Origin of the sequence: Pseudomonas syringae pv. cilantro, assembly GCF_001293775.1 — a bacterium.
Lineage (GTDB): Bacteria > Pseudomonadota > Gammaproteobacteria > Pseudomonadales > Pseudomonadaceae > Aquipseudomonas > Aquipseudomonas syringae_P.
The window spans coordinates 24,441-45,170 of record NZ_LGLN01000037.1; the positions used below are offsets into that span (position 1 = coordinate 24,441).

A 20,730-nucleotide genomic window follows, 5' to 3' on the forward strand; every position below is an offset into this window, starting at 1 on the left:
TCAGGAAGCCAGAATCGCCTTCACGTCGAAGATTTCCACTTCGAAGCTCAGGGTCTTGCCCGCCAGCGGGTGGTTGAAGTCGATGGTGACCTGCTGGTCATCGAATGCTTTCACCACGCCGGGTAACTCGGTGTTGGCCGCGTCATTGAAGATCACCAGCAACCCTTCGGACAGTTCCATGCCCACGAATTGCGAGCGTGGCATGATCTGCACGTTTTGTGGGTTGGGCTGACCAAAGGCGTTTTCCGGCGGAATCTGTACGGTCTTTCTGTCACCCGCCTTGAAACCGAAAATCGCCGCTTCGAAGCCGGGCAGCAGGTTGCCGTCACCGACCTTGAACGTGGCCGGAGCCTTTTCGAAGGTGCTGTCGACGGTGTCGCCGTTTTCCAGACGCAGGGCAAAGTGCAAAGTGACCTGGGTGTTCTGGCCGATGCGCAGTTCGCCTGCCGAGCCTTGGGTCGACGTCTGTTCAGTCATTGACGGTCTCTCCGGTTTTCTTGCTTTTGAACATGTCCAGCGCCAGCATGATCGCGCCTACAGTGATTGCACTGTCGGCGACGTTGAAGGCCGGGAAGTACCAGCGGTTCTGCCAGTGAACCAGAATGAAGTCGATCACATGCCCCAACACCACGCGGTCATACAGGTTGCCCAGCGCGCCGCCCAGCACCAGCGCCAGCGCGATGGCCAGCCAGGTGTCATCGCGACCCAGACGCTTGAGCCAGACCACCAGCACTGCACTGACCACGACTGCGATCAGGGCGAACAACCAGCGCTGCCAACCGGCACCGTCTGCCAGAAAGCTGAAGGCAGCCCCGGTGTTGTAAGCCAGGGTCCAGCTGAAGTAGTCCGGGATCACTATAATCTGCTGATAGAGGCTCAGCGAGTTCTCGAAGTAATACTTGCTGACCTGGTCGACAACCACAATCAACACGGTCAACCACAACCAGGCCAGGCGGCCGAACGAGGCGTTAGGCAACGATGTGTCAGGCATAGTGACGCACCTCGCCCGCACCGCTGATGTTGTCTACGCAACGGCCGCAGATTTCCGGATGCTCAGGGTTCACGCCGACATCCTCGCGGTGATGCCAGCAACGGGCACATTTGGCATGGCTGGACTTGACCACTTTCAGCTTCAGACCCGCGACTTCGGTGACCACCGCATCCGCCGGAGCCGATACGAACGGTGCCACACTGGCGGTCGAGGTGATCAGCACGAAGCGCAATTCGTTGCTCAGCTTCGACAGGTCGGCGACCAGCGAATCTTCAGCGTACAGGGTCACTTCAGCCTGCAGGTTGCCGCCGATGGCCTTGGCCGCGCGCAGGTTTTCCATTTCCTTGTTGACCGAGGTCTTCACCGCCATGATCCGCTCCCAGTAGGCACGGTCCATGTCGAAGTCGGCCGGCATTTCGCTCAGGCCTTCATACCAGGTGTTGAGCATTACCGATTCGTTGCGCTCGCCCGGCAGGAATTGCCACAGCTCGTCGGCGGTGAACGCCAGGATCGGCGCGATCCAGCGCACCAGCGCTTCGGAGATGTGGAACAGAGCCGTCTGGCAGGAGCGACGCGCGGTGCTGTCGGCAGCCGTGGTGTATTGACGATCCTTGATGATGTCCAGATAGAAACCACCCAACTCCTGCACGCAGAAATTGTGGATCTTCGAGTACACGTTCCAGAAGCGGTATTCGCCGTAATGCTCTTGCAGTTCGCGTTGCAACAGCAGCGTGCGGTCCACGGCCCAGCGATCCAGCGCGAGCATTTCTTCGGCTGGCAGGATGTCGGTCGCCGGGTTGAAGCCCGACAGGTTCGAGAGCAGGAAGCGTGCAGTGTTGCGAATACGACGATAGGCATCGGCGCTGCGCTGCAGGATCTGATCGGAAACCGCCATTTCGCCCGAATAGTCGGTCGCCGATACCCACAGGCGCATGATGTCCGCACCCAGCGAGTCGTTGACTTTTTGCGGTGCGACCACGTTGTTCAGCGACTTGGACATCTTGCGACCGTTCTCGTCGACCACAAAGCCGTGGGTCAGCAGTTCGCGATACGGTGCGTGATCGTCCAGCATGCAGCCGGTCAGCAGCGATGAGTGGAACCAGCCGCGGTGCTGGTCGGAACCTTCCAGGTACAGATCGGCACGCGGACCGGTTTCGTGGCCCATCGGGTGTGAACCGCGCAATACGTGCCAGTGGGTAGTGCCCGAGTCGAACCAGACGTCCAGTGTGTCGGAGATCTTGTCGTACTTGGCGGCCTCGTCACCCAGCAACTCGCTGGCATCCAGCTTGAACCAGGCTTCGATACCTTCTTTCTCGACGCGCAGGGCCACTTCTTCCATCAGTTCGACGGTGCGTGGGTGCAGGTCGCCGCTTTCCTTGTGCAGGAAGAACGGAATCGGCACGCCCCAGTTGCGTTGACGCGAGATGCACCAGTCCGGACGGTTGGCAATCATCGAATGCAGGCGCGCCTGACCCCAGGCCGGCACGAACTCGGTGTCTTCGATGGCCTTGACCGCGCGCTTGCGCAGCGTTTCGCCGCTTTCAGGCTGCTTGTCCATGCCGACGAACCACTGCGCGGTGGCGCGGTAGATCAGTGGCGACTTGTGGCGCCAGCAGTGCATGTAGCTGTGGCTGATGGTTTCGGTGTCCATCAGGCTGCCGACTTCGACCAGCTTGTCGATGATGTTCTGGTTAGCCTTGAAGATGAACTGACCACCGAAGAACTCCAGCGACTCGACATACACGCCGTTGCTCTGCACCGGACTGATGATGTCGTCGTTGCTCAGGCCGTATTGCTTGCAGATGTTGAAGTCGTCCACGCCATAGGCAGGCGAGCAGTGAACAATACCGGTGCCCGCACCCAGCTCGACGTATTCGGCCAGGTAGATCGGCGACAGACGGTCGTAGAACGGATGGCGGAAATTGATCAGTTCCAGCGCCTGACCGGTGGTAGTCGCAACGACCGTACCTTCCAGTTTGTAACGGACCAGACAGCTTTCAACCAGCTCGGACGCCAGCACCAGCAGTTTGTCGCCGACATCGACCAGCGAGTATTCGAACTCGGGATGGACGTTCAGCGCCTGGTTGGCGGGGATGGTCCACGGTGTGGTGGTCCAGATGACGATGGACGCAGGCTTGCCCAGCGAAGGCAGACCGAACGCTGCGGCCAGCTTCGCCTCGTCGGCAGCCGGGAACGCCACGTCGATGGTCGAGGATTTCTTGTCCTGATATTCGACCTCGGCTTCAGCCAATGCCGAACCGCAATCGAAGCACCAGTTGACCGGCTTCAGGCCCTTGAAGACGAAACCGCCCTTGACCATCTCGGCCAGCGCCCGGATTTCTCCGGCTTCGTTGGCGAAGTTCATGGTCAGGTACGGATTGCCCCAGTCGCCCAGCACACCCAGACGGATGAACTCGGACTTCTGGCCTTCGATCTGCTCGGCCGCATAGGCGCGGCACAGCTCGCGCGTGCGATCGGCGGAGAGGTTCTTGCCGTGGGTCACTTCGACCTTGTGCTCGATCGGCAGGCCATGACAGTCCCAACCCGGCACGTAGGGGGCATCGAAGCCCGCCAGGGTTTTGGAACGCAGGATCATGTCCTTGAGAATCTTGTTGACCGCATGACCGATGTGAATAGTGCCGTTGGCGTACGGAGGACCGTCGTGCAGGACGAACTTGGGACGATCCTTGCCAATCTCGCGCAGCTTCTGGTGCAGGCCAATGCTGTCCCAGCGCTGCAGAGTTTGCGGCTCGCGCTGGGGCAGGCCGGCCTTCATAGGGAAGGCGGTGTCCGGAAGGTTTAGCGTGGCTTTATAATCAGTCATTTCAGGCTCTTGTTTAGCGGTTAGCCATGCCAATGGGCACGGGCGGCGGCGACGTCCGCATTGATCGCCGTCTTGAGCGCCTCCAGTGAGGCGAAACGCTGCTCATCACGCAGCTTGTGGTGGAAAGCCACCGTTAAACGCCGACCGTAAAGATCGCCGGCAAAATCCAGAAGATGCACTTCAAGGTGGGCACTGCCATCACCTGCCACGGTCGGGCGCACGCCAATGTTGGCGACTCCCGGCCAGGCCTTGCCGTCGATGTCCATGCTGACCAGATAAACCCCGCTCAACGGCACACGACGACGCTTGAGTTGCACGTTGGCGGTGGGCGTACCCAGTTGCCGCGCCAGCTTCTGGCCATGTAACACCCGCCCGGTAATCTGGAACGGACGCCCCAGCATACGCTCGGCCAGGGCAAAGTCCGCTGCAGCCAGGGCTTTACGCACTTTGGTGCTGCTGACCCGGATGCCATCGATTTCAACGGTCTGCGCCGCTTCTACGGTAAAACCATGCGTCGTGCCGGCCTGCTGCAGAAAATCGAAATCACCGACCCGGTCGTAGCCAAAACGAAAATCATCGCCCACTTCAAGGTGCTGCACGCCAAGCCCGTCGATCAGTACCGTCTCGACGAAGCTGGCGGCGCTGAGTTTGCAAAGGCGCTGATTGAAGGACAGACACAATACCCGGTCGACGCCCTCCGCACCCAGCAGTTCGAGCTTGTCGCGCAAACGCGCCAGACGCGCCGGAGCCGTCTCCGGGGCAAAGAATTCACGCGGCTGCGGCTCGAAAATCACCACGCAGCCGGGCAATCCCAATTCGACGGCACGCTCGCGCAAACGCGCCAGGATAGCCTGGTGGCCGCGGTGAACACCGTCGAAATTGCCAATCGTGGCGACGCAGCCCCGATGTTCGGGGCGCAGGTTGTGAAGGCCTCTAACCAGCTGCATAACGCACTTCTTGCTCATAAAGTGGCCGATTATAACCACACACGGCCTTGGACGACAGGCAACACGCCAAGACCGGACGCCGGTTAGTGGCGCACAACGAAAAAAACCGACAGCCAACCGCTGTGCAGCGGCCTACATGACCGCCTTACGGGCAAAATCCCTGAGCCGGAAGCCGAGCAACAGAAGCATTGCAAAATAGGTCACCACACCTGCGGCCACCAACGCACCGAGCCGCAGAAAACGTTCCAGCATTTGCCCCTCACCCCACGCCGGCATGAAATGCATCAGCCCCAGCAGCACAGCCGACATCACTGCGACGGCAATCACCAGCTTGAACAGAAACTTCGTCCAGCCAGGCTGCGGCTGAAACAATTGCTGCTTGCGCAGCTGCCAGAACAGCAGCCCGGCGTTGATGCACGCCCCTACGCTGATGGCCAGCGCCAGACCCGCATGCTGCAAGGGCACTATAAACACAAGGTTCAGCAGTTGAGTCACTATGAGGGTGAAGATCGCGATTTTCACCGGGGTGCGGATATTTTGCTGCGCATAAAAACCGGGCGCCAGCACCTTGATCAGGATGATGCCCAGCAAACCAACCGAATAGGCGACCAGCGCACGCTGAGTCATAGCCGAGTCCAGCGCATCGAACTTGCCGTACTGAAACAGCGAAACGGTCAATGGCTCGGCGAGCAGCCCCAGCGCCAGCGTGCAGGGCAGAACCAGCACGAAGCACAGGCGCAGCCCCCAGTCGAGAATCCGTGAATACTCCTGACGATCCCGTTGCGCGTAGGTTTTGGACAGGATCGGCAACAGAATCGTGCCCAGTGCGACGCCCAGCACCCCGGACGGCAATTCCATCAGGCGGTCGGCGTAATACATCCACGACACCGAACCGGCGACGAGGAACGAGGCAAATATAGTGTTGATGATCAGCGAAATCTGACTGACCGAAACACCGAGGATGGCGGGCAGCATCTGCTTCATCACCCGCCATACGCCGGTATCGCGCAGATTGAGACGCGGCAGCACCAGCATGCCGATCTTTTTCAGGTGCGGCAGTTGATAAAGCAACTGTAACAGGCCGCCGACCAGCACTGCCCAGCCGAGCGCCATGACCGGGGGGTCGAAGTACGGCGTCAGGAATAGCGCAAAAAAGATCATGCTGACGTTGAGCAGAGTCGGCACGAACGCAGGCACCGAAAAACGGTTCCAGGTGTTGAGAATTGCACCGGCCATCGAAGACAGGGATATCAGCAATATATAAGGAAAAGTCACCCGCAGCAGGTCCGAGGTCAGGGCGAATTTTTCCGGCGTGTCGGCAAAGCCTGGCGCCGTGGCCCAGATCACCCAAGGCGCGAAAATCACCCCCAGCAGAGTGACCAGCGCCAGCGCCAGCGTCAGCAACCCGGTTACGTAAGCGACAAACGTGCGGGTCGCCTCCTCGCCCTGCTGGCTTTTGTATTCAGCCAGAATCGGCACGAAGGCCTGGGAAAAAGCCCCTTCGGCAAAGATTCGGCGCAGCAGATTGGGCAGCTTGAAGGCGATAAAGAACGCATCCGTTGCCATTCCGGCGCCGAAAGTGCGCGCAATGATGGTGTCGCGGATGAAGCCCAGCACCCGGGAAAGCATGGTGATGGAGCTGACGGCGGCAAGTGACTTGAGTAGGTTCATGGAAAGAGTTGTGCGCCTCGGCAAAGGATGGGCGATTAAGCCAGCCATATATGCGATACTTCGCGCCGCAAAAACGCCCGAAGCAAAGGCCGCGAGTTTACAGGTCGCAGGCCGGAAATAAATCCTCCGGTCAAATGTAGCAACCACTCAGCGGAACACCTTAACTGCCCTTGACAAGACTTCAACTCATCGGCATGATTCGCGGCCTATTTTGTTTGCTATTTCACAAAGTCTTTCGAGGAGCTCGACGGTGGCCAACACACCTTCCGCCAAAAAACGTGCAAAACAGGCTGAGAAGCGTCGCAGCCACAACGCCAGCCTGCGTTCCATGGTTCGTACCTACATCAAGAATGTGGTTAAAGCCATTGACGCAAAAGACGCAGAAAAAGCGCAAGCCGCTTATGTTCTAGCAGTGCCTGTTATCGACCGTATGGCCGACAAAGGCATCATCCACAAGAACAAAGCTGCTCGCCATAAAGGTCGTCTGAACGGTCACATCAAGGCTTTGAGCCTTGCTGCTGCAGCCTAAGCGATCCGCTTGTTAAAAAACCGACCTCAGGGTCGGTTTTTTATTGCCCACCACAAAACGTGACTCTCCCAGGAGGGCGTGGGAGCGGACCGAGCGACGCTTCGCTTGTCCGCGCAGGGCTGCGAAGCGGCCCTAAACCAGACTGCGCTGGTTGCACCTGATATACCGCGTGCACAGGCTTTGCTGCCGGTGCCCGGCAGTTCGCGGACAAGTCCGCTCATACAGAAACCTATAGATCGCGGACAAGCGAAGCGTCGCCCGACCAAAAACCAGCCCATCAAGGTGCGGGCGCGGTTGTCCATGGCAGGATCGGGATCGCGGTCACGGCATTTTGCGGGCTGCCTTCGATGACGCGGTCGCTGTAGACCAGGTAAACCAGTGTATTGCGCTTCTTGTCGAAGAACCGCACCACCTGCATGGTCTTGAAGACCAGAGAGGTGCGCTCCTTGAAGACCTCATCGCCATCCTTGAGGTTTTCCTTGAAGCGGATAGCGCCGACCTGACGGCAGGCGATGGACGCCTCGGCACGATCCTCAGCCAGCCCCAGACCACCTTTCACCCCGCCAGTCTTGGCGCGCGACAGGTAGCACGTCACACCCTCGACCTTGGGATCATCGAAAGCCTCGACGACGATCCGGTCGTTAGGCCCGACCATCTTGAACACTGTCGACACCTGACCAATCTCTTCCGCAGAGACCAGCACAGGCACCAGCAACAAAGCAGCCAACACACCTTGCATGACGCGCATCGATTATTCCTTATATTTAGCTGAACCCAGCGACCTGAACCCGGCAGGGACCCAACCCGGCAATCTGTATCAGACGAGAATCAGGTTATCCCGGTGAATCAGCTCCGGCTCGGCCATGTAACCTAGTTCACGAACGATCGCTTCGGATGAGTGACCAATGATTTTCTGCGCCTCGATGGCACTGTAGTTACTCAGGCCACGGGCTACTTCCCGACCATCCGGCGCCACACACACCACCATCTCGCCACGCCGAAAACTGCCCTGCACCAGCTTGACACCCACCGGCAGCAGGCTTTTATGGTCTTTGGCCAGCGCAGACACCGCGCCATCGTCGAGCACCAGCGTACCGCGAGTCTGCAGATGACCGGCCAGCCATTGCTTGCGAGCCGCGAGCATTTCGCGCTCGGGAGACAGCAAGGTCCCCAACCGCTCGCCACCCTTGAGGCGTGCCAGCACACGCTCGATGCGCCCGCCGACGATGACCGTATGCGCACCGGAGCGCGCAGCCAGACGCGCAGCACGCAGCTTGGTCTGCATGCCGCCACGCCCCAGCGCACCACCCGTACCGCCCGCGACTGCGTCCAGCGCCGGATCATCGGCACGCGCCTCGTAAATCAGCTGCGCCTCGGGGTTATTGCGCGGGTCCGCATCGAACATGCCGTCGCGATCGGTCAGGATGACCAGCAGATCAGCCTCGACCAGATTGGCGACCAGCGCCGCCAGCGTGTCGTTGTCGCCAAAACGGATTTCGTCGGTGACCACGGTGTCGTTTTCATTGATGACTGGCACCACCCCAAGCTCGACCAGCGTGCGCAAGGTACTGCGGGCATTCAGGTAGCGCTTGCGATCAGAAAGGTCATCGTGGGTCAGCAGGATCTGCGCGGTATGCCGGCCATGCTCGGCAAAGCTCGACTCCCACGCCTGCACCAGGCCCATCTGGCCGATGGCAGCAGCAGCCTGAAGCTCATGCATCGCACTGGGTCGCGCTGTCCAGCCAAGGCGACTCATGCCCGCAGCCACCGCCCCGGAAGACACCAGCACCAGCTCGACGCCCGCTTCATGCAGCGCCACCATCTGCTCAACCCACACACCCATGGCATTGCGATCCAGCCCCTTGCCATCTGCGGTCAGCAAGGCACTGCCGATTTTCACAACCCAGCGCTGGGCACCCGTCACTTTGCTGCGCATCTTCTTCCAACCTTAGCCAGAGGGTTTTCAAATTCGGGATACAAAAACGCCGCTGACAATCGTAGCGGCGTTCAAGTTTACTTCAAGCGATCAGTCACGGACGTAAATGATTTCCGGACCGTCTTCATCTTCAACGTCTTCTTCATCCCAGTCATCGTCGCCGATGTCGTGCACGCTCTTCACGCCACTACGGCGCAGGGCGCGCTGATCGTCCAGCGCCTGCAACTGCGCCCGCGCTTCGTCTTCGATGCGCTGATCCAGCTCGGCCAGCTCTTCGGCATAACCAGGCTCTTCGGCGATACGCAGACTGCGCTCTTCCAGATAACGCATGATGTCGCGCGTCAGCTGCTCGGTGCCTTCTTTGGCAATGGCAGAGATCACGTAAACAGGGCCGGCCCACTCCAGACGATCGACGATCTCCTGCTTGCGCGCCTCCTGCTCCTCTTCAAGAATCTGATCGCACTTGTTCAACACCAGCCAGCGATCACGCTCTGCCAGTGACGGGCTGAATTTTTCCAGCTCGCGAACGATTACTTCGGCCGCATCCGGCGCGCTGGTTTCATCCAGCGGCGCCATGTCGACGAGGTGCAGCAACAGACGCGTACGCGCCAAGTGCTTGAGGAAGCGAATCCCCAGGCCAGCGCCGTCGGATGCACCTTCGATCAAACCAGGAATGTCGGCAACAACGAAGCTCTTCCAGCGATCGACACTGACCACACCCAGGTTCGGCACCAGCGTGGTGAACGGGTAGTCAGCCACTTTCGGCTTGGCAGCCGATACCGAGCGAATGAACGTGCTTTTACCAGCGTTCGGCAAGCCCAGCAGACCGACGTCAGCCAACACTTTCAGTTCCAGCTTGAGATCACGCTGATCGCCCGGCTTGCCTGGCGTGGTCTGACGCGGAGCGCGATTGGTACTGGATTTGAATCGAGTGTTACCCAGACCGTGCCAGCCGCCCTGAGCAACCATCAGGCGCTGACCGTCTTTGGTCAGATCGCCGATGATTTCCTGGGTGGTCGCATCAATGATGGTGGTCCCGACCGGTACGCGCAGCACCAGCTCTTCACCCTTACGACCGGTGCAATCGGCGCTGCCGCCATTGGAACCGCGCTCGGCGTCGAAGTGACGGGTATAACGGTAGTCGACCAGCGTGTTGAGGTTGACGTCGGCGACCATGAAGACCGAACCGCCATCACCACCGTCACCGCCGTTAGGACCACCGTTTTCAATGAATTTTTCGCGACGGAAACTCATGCAACCGTTACCGCCGTCGCCGGCTTTTACTCGAATGGATACTTCATCTACAAATTTCATAACGCACGCCTCCCGCCACAGGGACGAGCAGAACCACATAAATTACATAAGACTCTTGCAAAAATGAGCGTTGCGATACCGATCAGAAACCAGCGACCCCATGGGTCAACATCACAACAGCCCGCACAAACAGTTTTGCAAGAGACTCACCTACCTCTACAAACAAAAAAGCCCCGTCGCAAGACAGGGCTTTTAAGCAACTGCGTGATTACGCTGCGGAGACTTCAGTCTTCGGAACGATGCTCACGTAGCGGCGACCGAAGGCGCCCTTGACCTGGAACTTGATCACGCCTTCCACTTTCGCGAACAGGGTGTGATCTTTACCCATGCCAACGCCGTAGCCAGCGTGGAATTGGGTGCCGCGCTGACGCACGATGATGTTGCCAGGGATGATAGCCTGGCCGCCATACATCTTCACGCCAAGGCGTTTGGCTTCTGAGTCGCGCCCGTTACGGGTACTACCACCAGCTTTTTTGTGAGCCATGAGTCAATTCTCCAAATGAGGATTAGGCTGAATTAAGCCTGAATACCTGTAATTTTGATCTCGGTGTACCACTGGCGGTGGCCCATACGCTTCATGTGGTGCTTACGACGACGGAACTTGATGATACGAACCTTATCGTGACGACCTTGCGAAACCACTTCAGCCACAACGGTAGCGCCAGCAACAACTGGAGCACCGATATTGACGTCGTCGCCATTGCCAACCAGCAGAACGCGGTCAAACGTGACGGATTCGCCAGTAGCGATTTCCAGTTTTTCAATTTTCAGGTATTCACCTGGGGCGACTTTGTACTGCTTGCCACCGGTAACAATTACTGCGTACATGGTATTTCTCCGAAAATCCTGCTCACCCAGCTCTTTATAAGAAGAGTATTGGCTGGCATGGCTGCATTGGGCTGGAACGGCCCGTTTGCATTGCGTAAGGCAGGTGCTGCCCAGGAAAGTTAGGGTGCGCGATTGTACGCAAGGCAATCATGGGTTGCAAGAGGCGGGTCGTCATACCTTGACACGCTCTACCCCGCAACCTAGCATGCGGCGCAACCTATCCGGAGCACGTGTCGCTGATGCAACCCCAAGCCTTCTACCGCGCAGTGGCGGACGACTTTAGTGCCGTTGACCTTATCATCAAAAAGCAACTGACGTCGCGCGTACCGCTGGTATCGAAAATCGGCGATTACATCACGTCGGCTGGCGGCAAGCGCCTGCGCCCGCTGCTGGTGCTGTTGTGTGGCAAGGCTCTGGGCCGTGAGGGCGATGATGTTCGCCTGCTCGCCGCCACCATCGAATTCCTGCACACCGCAACGCTGCTGCACGACGATGTCGTCGACATGTCCGGCATGCGTCGCGGGCGCTCTACCGCCAACGCGCTGTGGGGCAACGCACCCAGCGTGCTGGTGGGCGACTTCCTTTATTCCCGCTCGTTCGAAATGATGGTCGAACTGGGCTCGATGGAAGTCATGCGGATTCTGTCCAAGGCGACCCGTGTGATTGCCGAGGGTGAAGTCCTGCAGCTGTCCAAGATCCGCGATGCCAGCACCACCGAAGAAACCTACATGGAAGTGATTCGCGGCAAGACAGCCATGCTGTTCGAGGCCTCGACCCACAGCGCCGCCGCCCTGTGCAACGCCTCCGATGCGCAAACTGAAGCACTGCGCACCTTTGGTGATCACCTGGGTGTGGCCTTCCAGCTGGTCGATGATCTGCTCGACTATCTGGGTGATGCCGAAACACTGGGCAAGAACGTCGGTGATGACCTGGCCGAAGGCAAGCCTACACTGCCGCTGATCTACACCATGCGCGAAGGCAGCCCGGAGCAGGCCGCACTGGTGCGGCAGGCGATCCAGAAAGGCGGCCTGGAAGATCTGGAAAGCATCCGCAATGCTGTGGAAAGCGCCGGCGCTCTGGATTACACCGCACGCCTGGCCCGCGATTACGCAGCCCGCGCCATCGCTTGCCTGGACGCCCTGCCGCCCAGCGAGTATCGCGATGCGCTTGTCGAGCTGAGTGAATTCGCGGTCGCCCGCACCCACTGACAGCCTGCTGCAAGCGAAAAGCCCGTCCCGCGTGACGGGCTTTTTCTTGCCCTCGATTCACTGACCTGGATCAACCACTCGGCGCAAAATGAGAATTAATCTCAATAGTGCCTTGCTATTATCTCGATAGGAATTATTCTCATCTAACCAAACGCAGGAGATGAGACATGACTTATTTGATCGATGCATGGCTGGACCGCCCTCACCCTTACCTGAGAATTCTGCACCGCGAGACCGGTGAGGTATGTGCCGTTCTGGAAGAGGAAGCGTTGGAGGAGTTGCGTGATCAGGGCGATCTGGACTTTTACAGCCTGAGTTCCAGCGAGCCGTTGGTTCTAAAGGAGATGGTGCGCAATCTGTTTCTGTTCTGTTATGCACGGGCGTTGCGCCCGATGGGTGAGTTGCACTGAGCATGGCGCATCAGCACAACCCCGCCGCTGAACGAATCAGCCGATTCGTTCAGCGATCTTCGGTATCGAACAGGTCGATTACAGAACGTCCAGCAGTTCCACGTCGAACACCAGCACGCTGTGCGGTGCGATGCTGCCAACGCCCTGAGCGCCATAAGCCAGCTCGCTAGGTACGTACAGACGCCATTTGCTGCCGGCGCTCATCAATTGCAGTGCTTCGGTCCAGCCAGCGATCACGCCGCTGACCGGAAATTCGGCCGGCTCGCCACGGTCGTAGGAGCTGTCGAACACGTTGCCGTCGATCAAGGTGCCGTGATAGTGAACGCGCACCTGATCTTCACGGGTCGGCTTGGCGCCGTCGCCAGCGGTCAGCACTTCGAATTGAAGGCCCGACGCCAGTGTGGTCACGCCTTCGCGCTTGGCGTTTTCAGCCAGGTAAGCCTTGCCAGCGCCAGCCGCCTGTTCAGCTTTGGCAGCTGCTTCGGCCTGCATGATTTCGCGGATGACCTTGAAGCTGGCGGACATTTCTTCCTGACCGACACGGCTTGGCTGACCGCCAAAGGCGTCGCGCAGACCTGCCACGATGGCTTCCAGATCGACACCCGGTGGCGGGTTGTCGCGCAGCTGATCGCCCAGTTGACGGCCGATGCCGTAGCTGACGCGGGTTTCGTCGGTGGACAGATTGACTTCGGACATGACACTGCTCCGCATAGGGGCGCACAGTCGGTGAGCGCGTGATGCCTGACGGCTATCACCTCACGCTGTTACACCCCGGACCAAAAGGCCGAGCAGCCTAGCACAACAGACCGGAAACGTCCTAAAGCGGCAATGGGCAGCTTCCGAGCGTCAGGACCATGAGGAATGAAAGGAGATCGGCATGCGCATCTCGGAACGGTCATTGACCGGCATGCCGCACAACTCGTCATGCACTACGCAGTGCACCAGATAAAACGGTACCGGCGGCAGGTCCTTGAGCAGGTCCCGCGCGTGCTCGACCGAACGCAAATGCAAGGTCTTGCCCGCCTGATCCTTGAGCATCACCGAGGTGCCGTCCATGCGCACATCCAGCAGATAAATGCCGCCTTCCATGGAGATCAGGTTCAGCTCCTCGACGCGCCCGGCCTGGGCATGCGCGGTCAATTCCTGATAATTCATGATCGAACCTCCTGCGCTACACGTTAAGCATCGGAACCGATGTTTTACCGCATCACCGCACAACATGCCAGAAGCCGGGCCCGCCTTGCGGAACCTGACAAGCCATTACAACGCGGGCAACCATGAGGCGTTCAAGCCTCAATGCTCATGCTTGGTCAGTTTGTCCAGATAGCCCATTGCGAATGCCGATATCACGAAGGTCATGTGAATGATCACGTACCACATCAAGTACTCGGTCTTTATGTTGGTGGCATCCATGAACACTCGCAGCAGATGGATCGAGGAAATCGCCACAATCGACGCGGCGACTTTCATCTTCAGCGAAGACGAATCCATGGTGCCCAGCCAGTTGAGCTTTTCCTTGTCGTCATCGATATCCAGTTGCGACACGAAGTTCTCGTAGCCGGAAATCATCACCATCACCAGCAGGCCACCCACCAGCGCCATGTCGATCAACGACAGCAGCACCAGAATCAGATCGGCTTCGGCCAGCGAGAAGATGTTGGGGATGACGTGAAAGACTTCCTGAAAGAATTTTAGACACAACGCCAACAGGCCAAGGGAAAGACCGAAATAGATCGGCGCCAGCAGCCAGCGCGATGCGTACATGGCATTTTCAAAAAAACGTTCCATTGAGACTCGCAAGGTGTTTTGAAAGGACGGGCGAGTATATCAGCGGGAAGGCGCGGCTCTGGGTATGCGACAAAATATCGCACGCGAGGCATCAGGCAGCCGGGTTATGAATGACTAGAACGGCGAGGAACGCTGAAAAGACGCCATGCCGCTGTCGATACGCCGCAGCTCGGCTTGCATGTGCAGGGTCCAGATCGAAAGGTCGTCTGTGCATCGATAGCCGTGCAGTGCCAGGCTTTCGGTAATCGTGGTCAACACCGACTGCGCAGCAGGCTGACCATTGAACGGCCCCTGCGACTTGATGGCAGATGGCTGTTCGTCCGCCATGCCCGCGGCGAACAGCAACATCCAGCGATTGCTGTCACAAGGGAGAGACCGAATGAAACATTCGATACGGGTCATCAGCCCCATGCATTCTCGGGTAAGGCAAAGGCTACGCTGCATGATGCGCTCCTGATCGGCAAAAGCACCCTACTTCTCTCGAGGCAGAGTGCGCGCCAATCGTCAAGGACACGGCGGTTACCGTCAAGACTAGAGGAAAACGGCCACCCGCGAAATGCCCCTGATGAACGGGGCCGGGCCGCCTGGCAGCTACCCGGTCCGATTCAGGCACTTGTCAGAGTTTGAGTTCAGGCTGCAACTGCGCTGGCTCTTTTTCCAGTTCTTCCTTGAGGTCTTCGTCGCTGAGCATTTCCGCGATATCCCGCAGGCGCTCTACGACACGCGCGTTGACGCTGCCTTCAGGGAATTCGCCGTTCTCGTCCGGCGCACCGGCGGGCTCACCAACCAGCAGGCTCAAGGCTTCGTCAGCCTGACGAACCGCATAGATATGGAACTGCCCGTCGCGTACTGCCTGCACCACCCGCTCATCGAGCATCAGCGTCGTGACGTTGGCGTGCGGGATGATTGCGCCCTGCTCTCCCGTCAGCCCGCGCGCTTCGCAGAGCCGGAAGAAGCCTTCGATCTTCTCGTTGACCCCGCCCACTGCCTGCACTTCGCCGAACTGGTTGATCGAGCCGGTGATCGCGAAGCATTGCTTGAGCGGCGTGCGTGAAAGCGCAGAGATCAACGTACAGGCCTCACCCAGCGAAGCGCTGTCGCCGTCGACGTAACCGTAGGACTGCTCGAGCGCAATGCTCGCGGAAATCGCCAGCGGGAATTCCTGGGCGTAGCGGCTGCCCAGATAACCGGTGAGGATCATCACGCCCTTGGAGTGAATCGGCTGACCCAGGTTGACTTCACGTTCGATGTCGACGATGCCGCTGCCACCGGGATAAACCGTGGCGGAAATCCGCGCCGGAACGCCGAAGGCCGAATCGCCCACCTCCAGAACTGTCAGGCCATTGCACTTGCCGACTGCGGCGCCATCGGTGTCGATCAGGATCACGCCCGCCATCATGTCATCGAGAATCCGCGCCGAGACGCGCCCGGTGCGCGTGGCCTTGGCTTTCAGTGCGCGCTCGATATGCCCGGCGTCAGTCTGGTGGTCATTGGCCAGTTGCCGGATGAAGTCCGCTTCGCTGACCAGCTGGAACAGGTCACCGATACGCGCCGACAGACGGCCCTGATGCTCGGCCAGCCGTGCGCTGTAGGTCGCCAGGCGGGCCACCGCGTCGGCCGTCAGCGGCGCCATGCCTTCCTCGGACGTTCGGGTTTTCAACAACTGGGCGAACTGCTCCAGGGTTTCGTCGACCATCGGAATTTCTTCGTCGAAGTCGACCAACACACGAAACATCTCCTGAAAGTCAGGGTCGAGGTCTTGCAGCGTGTAATACAGCGAGCGCGAACCGATGATGACGATCTTGACGCTCCACGGGATGACCTGCGGCGTCAGGGAGACCGTCGCCACGCGGCCCAGCTCGCCCAATGGCGACTCCATTTTCAGCTTGCGCGATTGCAGCGTGCGCTTGAGCGCATCCCACACAAACGGCTCGCCGAGCATTTTCTCCGCTTCCAGAATCAGGAAGCCGCCATTGGCACGGTGCAAGGCGCCGGGGCGCAGTTGCCGATAGGTGGTGTAGAGCGCGCCCTGATCAGTGCTGTATTCGATGCGGCCGAACAGATTGTCGTACGTCGGGTGCTGCTCGAACACCACCGGTGCGCCGCCGTCGTGGGTGTGCCCCACGACCAGACTCGGGCTGTACTGCTCTTCCAGCAACTTGCGCGCCTGGGCGTCGGTCTTGGCGTCATCGACCAGTTGCTCGACCACGGTCTTGAGCAGATACACCTGCATGGCTTGCAGATACGCGCAGACAGCGGCGTTTTCGGCGTACTTCTCCGACAGCGGGGCGAGTAACGGTTGCAGGGTCAGGGTGATGGTTTCTTCGTTCAGTTGGCGCAGTTGATTGCTCGACTCGCGCTTCCACTGCGGCAGGCTGGCCAGCTCTTCGTTGAGGCGCTCTTCAAGGGCGGAGATGTCGTCGTGAAAACGCTCGCGGTCCGCCTCGGGCAACTGCGAAAACTCGGCTTCGTCCAGCGCCTTGCCATCGGCCATCGGCGTGAAGGCGATATTGGAGCTGTCGCGATACAGCGCAATGTCCTTCTCCAGCGACAAGCGCTCGATCACATCCAGAGCGCGGTCGTAGCGCTGATTGAAGGCGCGGTCGATGGAGCTTTTCTTCTGCTGGTAAGACGGATGCTCGAACACGGCCGGAAACGTCAGCAGCAGGTTGTCGATCAGGCCGTTGATATCAGCCATGAAGGCCTGCGCGCTGCCCGGCGGCAATTCCAGTGCCTTGGGCTCGCGCGGCTCATCGAAATTGTTGACATAGACCCAGTCGGACGGCGTCTGCATCCGCTTGGCTTCGGCCTTGAGATAACGTTTGACGAACGAAAAACGGCCAGTGCCGGGCTCACCCATGACGAACACGTTGTAACCGGGACGCGGCATGGCCACGCCGAACTGCAAGGCCTCGACGGCGCGCTCCTGACCGAGGACGCCGCGAAAGGGTTCAAGCTCATTGGTGGTCGCAAAGCTGAACTGTTCAGCGGAAAACGGACGGGTCAGCGCATGTGGCGCCAGGCGTAGGTTGGCTGCGACAGAATCGGGCATCAGTAATCCTTACATCAGGCGGGGCAGATGTCGGCATTCTGGCGCTCGCCGCACGCGACTTGCAAGGCAGGAAAAGCCTGAATGATTTTTAACGTCTTGAACGCTGCCGACAACACCTGCTAAAACATAAGGGCAGGTAACAATCTGCGACACATGACGGAACCCTTGGAACCCGTCCAGGCTCCAAATGGCACAGGTGGTTATCCAATGACCAGCTGTCTTGATGTAGATACTCAAGAAACTCGACCCTTGGCTGAACTAAAAAGAGAAAAAGCTATGAAACGGATTCTTCTTGGTACGCTCTTCGCCGCTGTATCCATCAACGCTATGGCTCAAGCGCCAGGTGGTCCTGACTGCGGTTGGGGCAACATGCTGTTTGAAGGCCAACGCGGTACTCCCGCTCACTTCCTGGCTTCCACCACCAACGGTACTTCGGGCAACGCCACCTTCGGCATGACCTCGGGCACCAACGGCTGCTCGACCAATAGCGCACTGACCTATGGCGGTAAATCCTGGCTTGCCATGAACGGCATGATGGATGAACTTTCCAAGGACATGGCAATGGGTCAGGGCGAAGCACTGACGACCTACGCCGTAGTACTGGGCGTTGCTCCAGAAGATCGCCAGCACTTCGCGGCCGTCACTCACGAACACTTCTCGCAGATTTTCAGCAAGGCCGACGCCACCGCTGAAGACGTTCACACCAACACCGTCAACGTTCTGAAAAACGATCCGACCCTGGCCAAGTACGCTACCCAGGCTTAATGTCGTTCGCCCGCCCTTTCTTCGCAAAGGGCGGGACCTTTTCTGATTTCTCCTGACTAGTTGCCCTCTATGCTCAAACGTCTTGTATTGCTGGCGCTGTTTGTCTGTGCCCCCTTGTCTGCGGCTCCCCATCTGAGCCCTGACCGTTTGCAGCAATTGGCCAATGAGCCGTTCTGGATTTCACTGGGCCACTACGAGGCCGGCAAGCTCGGCGGCTGGCGCAGTTACGTGACCGACCCCAAATTCTTTCTCGCTGCCGACGGTGCCCATGACCCGAAGGCCGAGCTGAGCGCGACACTGGCCGCTCTTTATGCGCCAGTGACCAACGAACAGACCCACGCCCAATGCGTGTACCCGGCGCGCACCCGCTGGCTGCGTGACCAGTTGCAACTCACTGACCTGCCGACCCCGGACTGCAAGGAGTTCAAGGCCTGGTACAAGGACGTGGCCCCGGACAGCACCGTGCTGATCTTCCCGGCGGCCTACCTAAACAGCCCGTCCTCGATGTTCGGCCACACGCTGCTGCGCATCGACCCGGCCAGCGCCAAAACCAACAACACCACGCTGCTGAGTTACGCCATCAACTTCGGTGCCTATATCGAAGGCATGGACAACAGCATTCTGTATGCCTGGAAAGGCCTGGCGGGCGGCTATCCGGGGCTGTTTGCACTGGTGCCCTATCAGGAAAAGCTTTCCGAATACCGCAGCCTGGAAAACCGCGACCTGTGGGAATACCGCCTGAACCTGACCCCGGAAGAAACCGGGCGCATGGTCGAACACGTCTGGGAGCTGAAACAGATTCGCTTCAGCTACTTCTTCTTCGATGAAAACTGCTCTTACCGCTTGCTGGAACTGTTGCAAGTCGCGCGGCCGGGGCTGCGCCTGACCGAACAGTTCGGACTGACCGCGATTCCGACCGACACCGTCAAAGCCATCAAGGCTGCCGGGCTGGTGGAGAAGATCGACTATCGCCCGTCGCGCGAGCGCGAGCTGCTCAGCCGTGCCGCGCCTCTCGATGCCGACGAGCAACAGTGGGTCTTGAAGGTCAGCGCCGATCAGAAGCAGTTGCAGGACAGCCAGTATCTGGCCCTGCCGAAAGAACGCCGAGCACTGATTCAGGACGCGGCCTACCGCCTGGAGCGCTACCGCGCCAACGGGCTGGAGCGGGATGCCCAGCGCTCACAACGCAGCTTCGAACTGTTGCAGGCGATCAACCAGAACCCGCCGCCACAACTCGACATCCCGCGCCCTGGCCTGCCGGAAGAAGGGCATGAATCGCGCACCTGGCAACTGGGCGCTGGCACACGCGGCGACCGGGCGTTTGCCGAATACGGCCTGCGCATGGCTTATCATGACCTGAACGACAACGCTTACGGCTTCCCGCTGGGCGCGCAGATCGAGATTCTGCAGCTCAAGGTGCGGCAATACGAAGGCAACGACTGGCAGGTTCAGCAACTGGACCTGGCCACCATTCGTTCGCTGACACCACGGACCGAACTGCTCAAACCCTGGTCATGGCAGGTCACCGGCGGGCTCGAACGGGTACTCGGCAAGCATGGCGACGAAAACCTCGTCAGTCATGTGAACGGCGGCGGCGGCGGAACCTGGCAATTGGCTGACGAGGTGCTGGGCTTTGCGCTGGGCACAGTGCGTATCGAACACAACAACGATTTCGCCGAGTTCGTCTCCCCTGCCGCCGGCTTCAATACCGGTGTGCTGTGGCGTAATCCGCTGGGCAATCTCAGCCTGGAAGCCAAGGGCGACTATTTCACCAATGGCGAAGTGCGCCGCAGCGTCAGTCTCAATCAGCAATGGGAACTGTCGCGAAACCTCGGCCTGCGCCTGAGTGCCCAGCGCGAATTCAGCCAGATGAGCTCGCCGCAGAACGAAGTGATGCTTGAGGTGAAGTGGTATCACTATTGATTGCATGCCTGGAAAACGCTTTCATCGGACCTCATCCGATGAAAGCACGATGACATCACACATTCTCTACGTCGCTTTTACAAATAACTCACATATTTGCTTCTAGACTCCTCGTACAAGAAGAGGAAACCATCATGAAGCGGTATTGGCTGTTGTTGTCGCTGGCCATCGTGCTGGCGGGTTGTCAGTCCACCCGTGACCAGATGCTGGCCGAGGGTTATCCACCGGGTTTCGCCGACGGCTATCAGGATGGCTGTGGCAGTGGCCGGGAAGCAGCAGGCGCCAGCACCGGGCTGTTCAAGAAGAACGTGCCCCGCTATCTGAAGGAAAAGCTCTACGCCGAAGGCTGGACCGATGGCTTTCGTCAGTGCCAGGCCGCCCAGAACAATCGTGACCGCTTCGACCCCGGGCAGATCTTCAGTGACCGTGATCGCGACTGGGAACGGGAAAAAACCCGTAGCGCCGCCAAGGCTTACCGCCCGAACTGACGCGCACGCCCGTGGCGAATTCGACGAAACCAATGATGTCGTTCCGTGGCCCAATG

21 protein-coding genes are annotated in these 20,730 nt (G+C 59.1%); 6 read left to right on the forward strand and 15 right to left on the reverse strand.

The features are described from left to right. From ABJ99_RS11460 to murJ, 5 genes are all read right to left on the reverse strand, one after another. Entirely contained in the window at window positions 1–477 is a 477-nt protein-coding gene (locus ABJ99_RS11460; protein ID WP_054085945.1) for an FKBP-type peptidyl-prolyl cis-trans isomerase, read from the reverse strand. After that, the gene (gene lspA / locus ABJ99_RS11465; protein ID WP_054085946.1) at window positions 470–991 is read right to left on the reverse strand and encodes a signal peptidase II; all 522 of its coding nucleotides are present in this window, start codon (window positions 989–991) and stop codon (window positions 470–472) included. Before lspA ends, ABJ99_RS11460 begins: the two co-directional genes overlap by 8 nt. After that, window positions 984–3,815 carry an isoleucine--tRNA ligase gene (ileS, locus tag ABJ99_RS11470; RefSeq protein ID WP_054085947.1) on the reverse strand — a complete coding sequence of 944 codons (2,832 nt, stop codon included), beginning with the start codon at window positions 3,813–3,815 and terminating at the stop codon, window positions 984–986. The genes lspA and ileS overlap by 8 nt, the downstream gene beginning before the upstream one ends. 20 nt (window positions 3,816–3,835) lie before the next feature. Further along, window positions 3,836–4,762 carry a bifunctional riboflavin kinase/FAD synthetase gene (gene ribF, locus ABJ99_RS11475; RefSeq protein ID WP_054085948.1) on the reverse strand — a complete coding sequence of 309 codons (927 nt, stop codon included), beginning with the start codon at window positions 4,760–4,762 and terminating at the stop codon, window positions 3,836–3,838. Window positions 4,763–4,894: 132 nt separating this feature from the next. Beyond that, window positions 4,895–6,433 (reverse strand): murein biosynthesis integral membrane protein MurJ, encoded by a 1,539-nt coding sequence (gene murJ / locus ABJ99_RS11480; protein ID WP_054085949.1) that lies wholly within the window; start codon window positions 6,431–6,433, stop codon window positions 4,895–4,897. A 250-nt stretch (window positions 6,434–6,683) separates the two neighbouring features. Here murJ and rpsT point away from each other — a divergent pair, with 250 nt between their 5' ends. Beyond that, window positions 6,684–6,962 carry a 30S ribosomal protein S20 gene (gene rpsT / locus ABJ99_RS11485; RefSeq protein WP_003344603.1) on the forward strand — a complete coding sequence of 93 codons (279 nt, stop codon included), beginning with the start codon at window positions 6,684–6,686 and terminating at the stop codon, window positions 6,960–6,962. 277 nt (window positions 6,963–7,239) lie between these two features. Here rpsT and ABJ99_RS11490 read toward each other — a convergent pair whose 3' ends face one another. The 5 genes from ABJ99_RS11490 to rplU form a co-directional block, all read right to left on the reverse strand. Next, window positions 7,240–7,710, reverse strand: coding sequence for a CreA family protein (locus tag ABJ99_RS11490; protein ID WP_007252433.1), 471 nt, complete (start codon window positions 7,708–7,710; stop codon window positions 7,240–7,242). A gap of 69 nt (window positions 7,711–7,779) precedes the next feature. Next, window positions 7,780–8,898: a glutamate 5-kinase gene (proB, locus tag ABJ99_RS11495; RefSeq protein WP_054085950.1), complete on the reverse strand. Its 1,119-nt coding sequence runs from the start codon at window positions 8,896–8,898 to the stop codon at window positions 7,780–7,782. A gap of 90 nt (window positions 8,899–8,988) precedes the next feature. Then, window positions 8,989–10,212: an Obg family GTPase CgtA gene (gene cgtA / locus ABJ99_RS11500; protein WP_054085951.1), complete on the reverse strand. Its 1,224-nt coding sequence runs from the start codon at window positions 10,210–10,212 to the stop codon at window positions 8,989–8,991. A 208-nt stretch (window positions 10,213–10,420) separates the two neighbouring features. Further along, window positions 10,421–10,696 carry a 50S ribosomal protein L27 gene (gene rpmA / locus ABJ99_RS11505; RefSeq protein WP_002551972.1) on the reverse strand — a complete coding sequence of 92 codons (276 nt, stop codon included), beginning with the start codon at window positions 10,694–10,696 and terminating at the stop codon, window positions 10,421–10,423. Window positions 10,697–10,728: 32 nt separating this feature from the next. Further along, the gene (rplU, locus tag ABJ99_RS11510) at window positions 10,729–11,040 is read right to left on the reverse strand and encodes a 50S ribosomal protein L21 (protein WP_002551971.1); all 312 of its coding nucleotides are present in this window, start codon (window positions 11,038–11,040) and stop codon (window positions 10,729–10,731) included. A 239-nt stretch (window positions 11,041–11,279) separates the two neighbouring features. Here rplU and ABJ99_RS11515 point away from each other — a divergent pair, with 239 nt between their 5' ends. Together ABJ99_RS11515 and ABJ99_RS11520 are read left to right on the forward strand one after the other, a co-directional pair. Next, the gene (locus tag ABJ99_RS11515; RefSeq protein ID WP_054079935.1) at window positions 11,280–12,248 is read left to right on the forward strand and encodes a polyprenyl synthetase family protein; all 969 of its coding nucleotides are present in this window, start codon (window positions 11,280–11,282) and stop codon (window positions 12,246–12,248) included. 167 nt (window positions 12,249–12,415) lie between these two features. Further along, window positions 12,416–12,658, forward strand: a complete 243-nt coding sequence (locus ABJ99_RS11520; protein ID WP_007252438.1) for a PA4570 family protein — start codon at window positions 12,416–12,418, stop codon at window positions 12,656–12,658. A gap of 78 nt (window positions 12,659–12,736) precedes the next feature. Here ABJ99_RS11520 and ABJ99_RS11525 read toward each other — a convergent pair whose 3' ends face one another. The 5 genes from ABJ99_RS11525 to ABJ99_RS11545 form a co-directional block, all read right to left on the reverse strand. Then, window positions 12,737–13,354, reverse strand: a complete 618-nt coding sequence (locus ABJ99_RS11525) for an FKBP-type peptidyl-prolyl cis-trans isomerase (RefSeq protein ID WP_054085952.1) — start codon at window positions 13,352–13,354, stop codon at window positions 12,737–12,739. A gap of 150 nt (window positions 13,355–13,504) precedes the next feature. Continuing rightward, window positions 13,505–13,813, reverse strand: coding sequence for a DUF6482 family protein (locus tag ABJ99_RS11530; protein ID WP_054085953.1), 309 nt, complete (start codon window positions 13,811–13,813; stop codon window positions 13,505–13,507). Window positions 13,814–13,951: 138 nt separating this feature from the next. Continuing rightward, window positions 13,952–14,446, reverse strand: a complete 495-nt coding sequence (locus ABJ99_RS11535; RefSeq protein WP_007252441.1) for a TIGR00645 family protein — start codon at window positions 14,444–14,446, stop codon at window positions 13,952–13,954. A 114-nt stretch (window positions 14,447–14,560) separates the two neighbouring features. Further along, on the reverse strand, window positions 14,561–14,890 hold the full coding sequence (locus tag ABJ99_RS11540; protein WP_054085954.1) for a PA4575 family protein: 330 nt from the start codon (window positions 14,888–14,890) through the stop codon (window positions 14,561–14,563). 172 nt (window positions 14,891–15,062) lie between these two features. Further along, complete coding sequence (locus tag ABJ99_RS11545) at window positions 15,063–17,498, reverse strand: Lon protease family protein (RefSeq protein WP_054085955.1); 2,436 nt, start codon at window positions 17,496–17,498, stop codon at window positions 15,063–15,065. 276 nt (window positions 17,499–17,774) lie between these two features. Between ABJ99_RS11545 and ABJ99_RS11550 the strand changes: the two genes are divergently transcribed. From ABJ99_RS11550 to ABJ99_RS11560, 3 genes are all read left to right on the forward strand, one after another. Continuing rightward, a complete protein-coding gene (locus ABJ99_RS11550) occupies window positions 17,775–18,263 on the forward strand; it encodes a DUF3015 domain-containing protein (protein WP_007252444.1) in 489 nt (162 codons plus the stop codon). A 69-nt stretch (window positions 18,264–18,332) separates the two neighbouring features. After that, complete coding sequence (locus tag ABJ99_RS11555; protein WP_054085956.1) at window positions 18,333–20,186, forward strand: Lnb N-terminal periplasmic domain-containing protein; 1,854 nt, start codon at window positions 18,333–18,335, stop codon at window positions 20,184–20,186. Between the two features lie 134 nt (window positions 20,187–20,320). Beyond that, window positions 20,321–20,674 carry a lipoprotein gene (locus ABJ99_RS11560; protein ID WP_007252446.1) on the forward strand — a complete coding sequence of 118 codons (354 nt, stop codon included), beginning with the start codon at window positions 20,321–20,323 and terminating at the stop codon, window positions 20,672–20,674. The last annotated feature ends 56 nt before the right edge of the window (window positions 20,675–20,730 follow it).

Bases quoted from the DNA above. Each gene is read 5' to 3' on its own strand.
- ABJ99_RS11460 (WP_054085945.1), bottom strand. From the start codon at position 477: ATGACTGAACAGACGTCGACCCAAGGCTCGGCAGGCGAACTGCGCATC.
- ABJ99_RS11535 (WP_007252441.1), bottom strand. From the start codon at position 14,446: ATGGAACGTTTTTTTGAAAATGCCATGTACGCATCGCGCTGGCTGCTG.
- lspA (WP_054085946.1), bottom strand. From the start codon at position 991: ATGCCTGACACATCGTTGCCTAACGCCTCGTTCGGCCGCCTGGCCTGG.
- ABJ99_RS11540 (WP_054085954.1), bottom strand. From the start codon at position 14,890: ATGCAGCGTAGCCTTTGCCTTACCCGAGAATGCATGGGGCTGATGACC.
- proB (WP_054085950.1), bottom strand. From the start codon at position 8,898: ATGCGCAGCAAAGTGACGGGTGCCCAGCGCTGGGTTGTGAAAATCGGC.
- ABJ99_RS11525 (WP_054085952.1), bottom strand. From the start codon at position 13,354: ATGTCCGAAGTCAATCTGTCCACCGACGAAACCCGCGTCAGCTACGGC.
- ABJ99_RS11560 (WP_007252446.1), top strand. From the start codon at position 20,321: ATGAAGCGGTATTGGCTGTTGTTGTCGCTGGCCATCGTGCTGGCGGGT.
- ABJ99_RS11520 (WP_007252438.1), top strand. From the start codon at position 12,416: ATGACTTATTTGATCGATGCATGGCTGGACCGCCCTCACCCTTACCTG.
- ABJ99_RS11550 (WP_007252444.1), top strand. From the start codon at position 17,775: ATGAAACGGATTCTTCTTGGTACGCTCTTCGCCGCTGTATCCATCAAC.
- ABJ99_RS11530 (WP_054085953.1), bottom strand. From the start codon at position 13,813: ATGAATTATCAGGAATTGACCGCGCATGCCCAGGCCGGGCGCGTCGAG.
- rplU (WP_002551971.1), bottom strand. From the start codon at position 11,040: ATGTACGCAGTAATTGTTACCGGTGGCAAGCAGTACAAAGTCGCCCCA.
- ileS (WP_054085947.1), bottom strand. From the start codon at position 3,815: ATGACTGATTATAAAGCCACGCTAAACCTTCCGGACACCGCCTTCCCT.
- ABJ99_RS11490 (WP_007252433.1), bottom strand. From the start codon at position 7,710: ATGCGCGTCATGCAAGGTGTGTTGGCTGCTTTGTTGCTGGTGCCTGTG.
- ABJ99_RS11555 (WP_054085956.1), top strand. From the start codon at position 18,333: ATGCTCAAACGTCTTGTATTGCTGGCGCTGTTTGTCTGTGCCCCCTTG.
- cgtA (WP_054085951.1), bottom strand. From the start codon at position 10,212: ATGAAATTTGTAGATGAAGTATCCATTCGAGTAAAAGCCGGCGACGGC.
- ribF (WP_054085948.1), bottom strand. From the start codon at position 4,762: ATGCAGCTGGTTAGAGGCCTTCACAACCTGCGCCCCGAACATCGGGGC.
- rpmA (WP_002551972.1), bottom strand. From the start codon at position 10,696: ATGGCTCACAAAAAAGCTGGTGGTAGTACCCGTAACGGGCGCGACTCA.
- ABJ99_RS11545 (WP_054085955.1), bottom strand. From the start codon at position 17,498: ATGCCCGATTCTGTCGCAGCCAACCTACGCCTGGCGCCACATGCGCTG.
- ABJ99_RS11515 (WP_054079935.1), top strand. From the start codon at position 11,280: ATGCAACCCCAAGCCTTCTACCGCGCAGTGGCGGACGACTTTAGTGCC.
- murJ (WP_054085949.1), bottom strand. From the start codon at position 6,433: ATGAACCTACTCAAGTCACTTGCCGCCGTCAGCTCCATCACCATGCTT.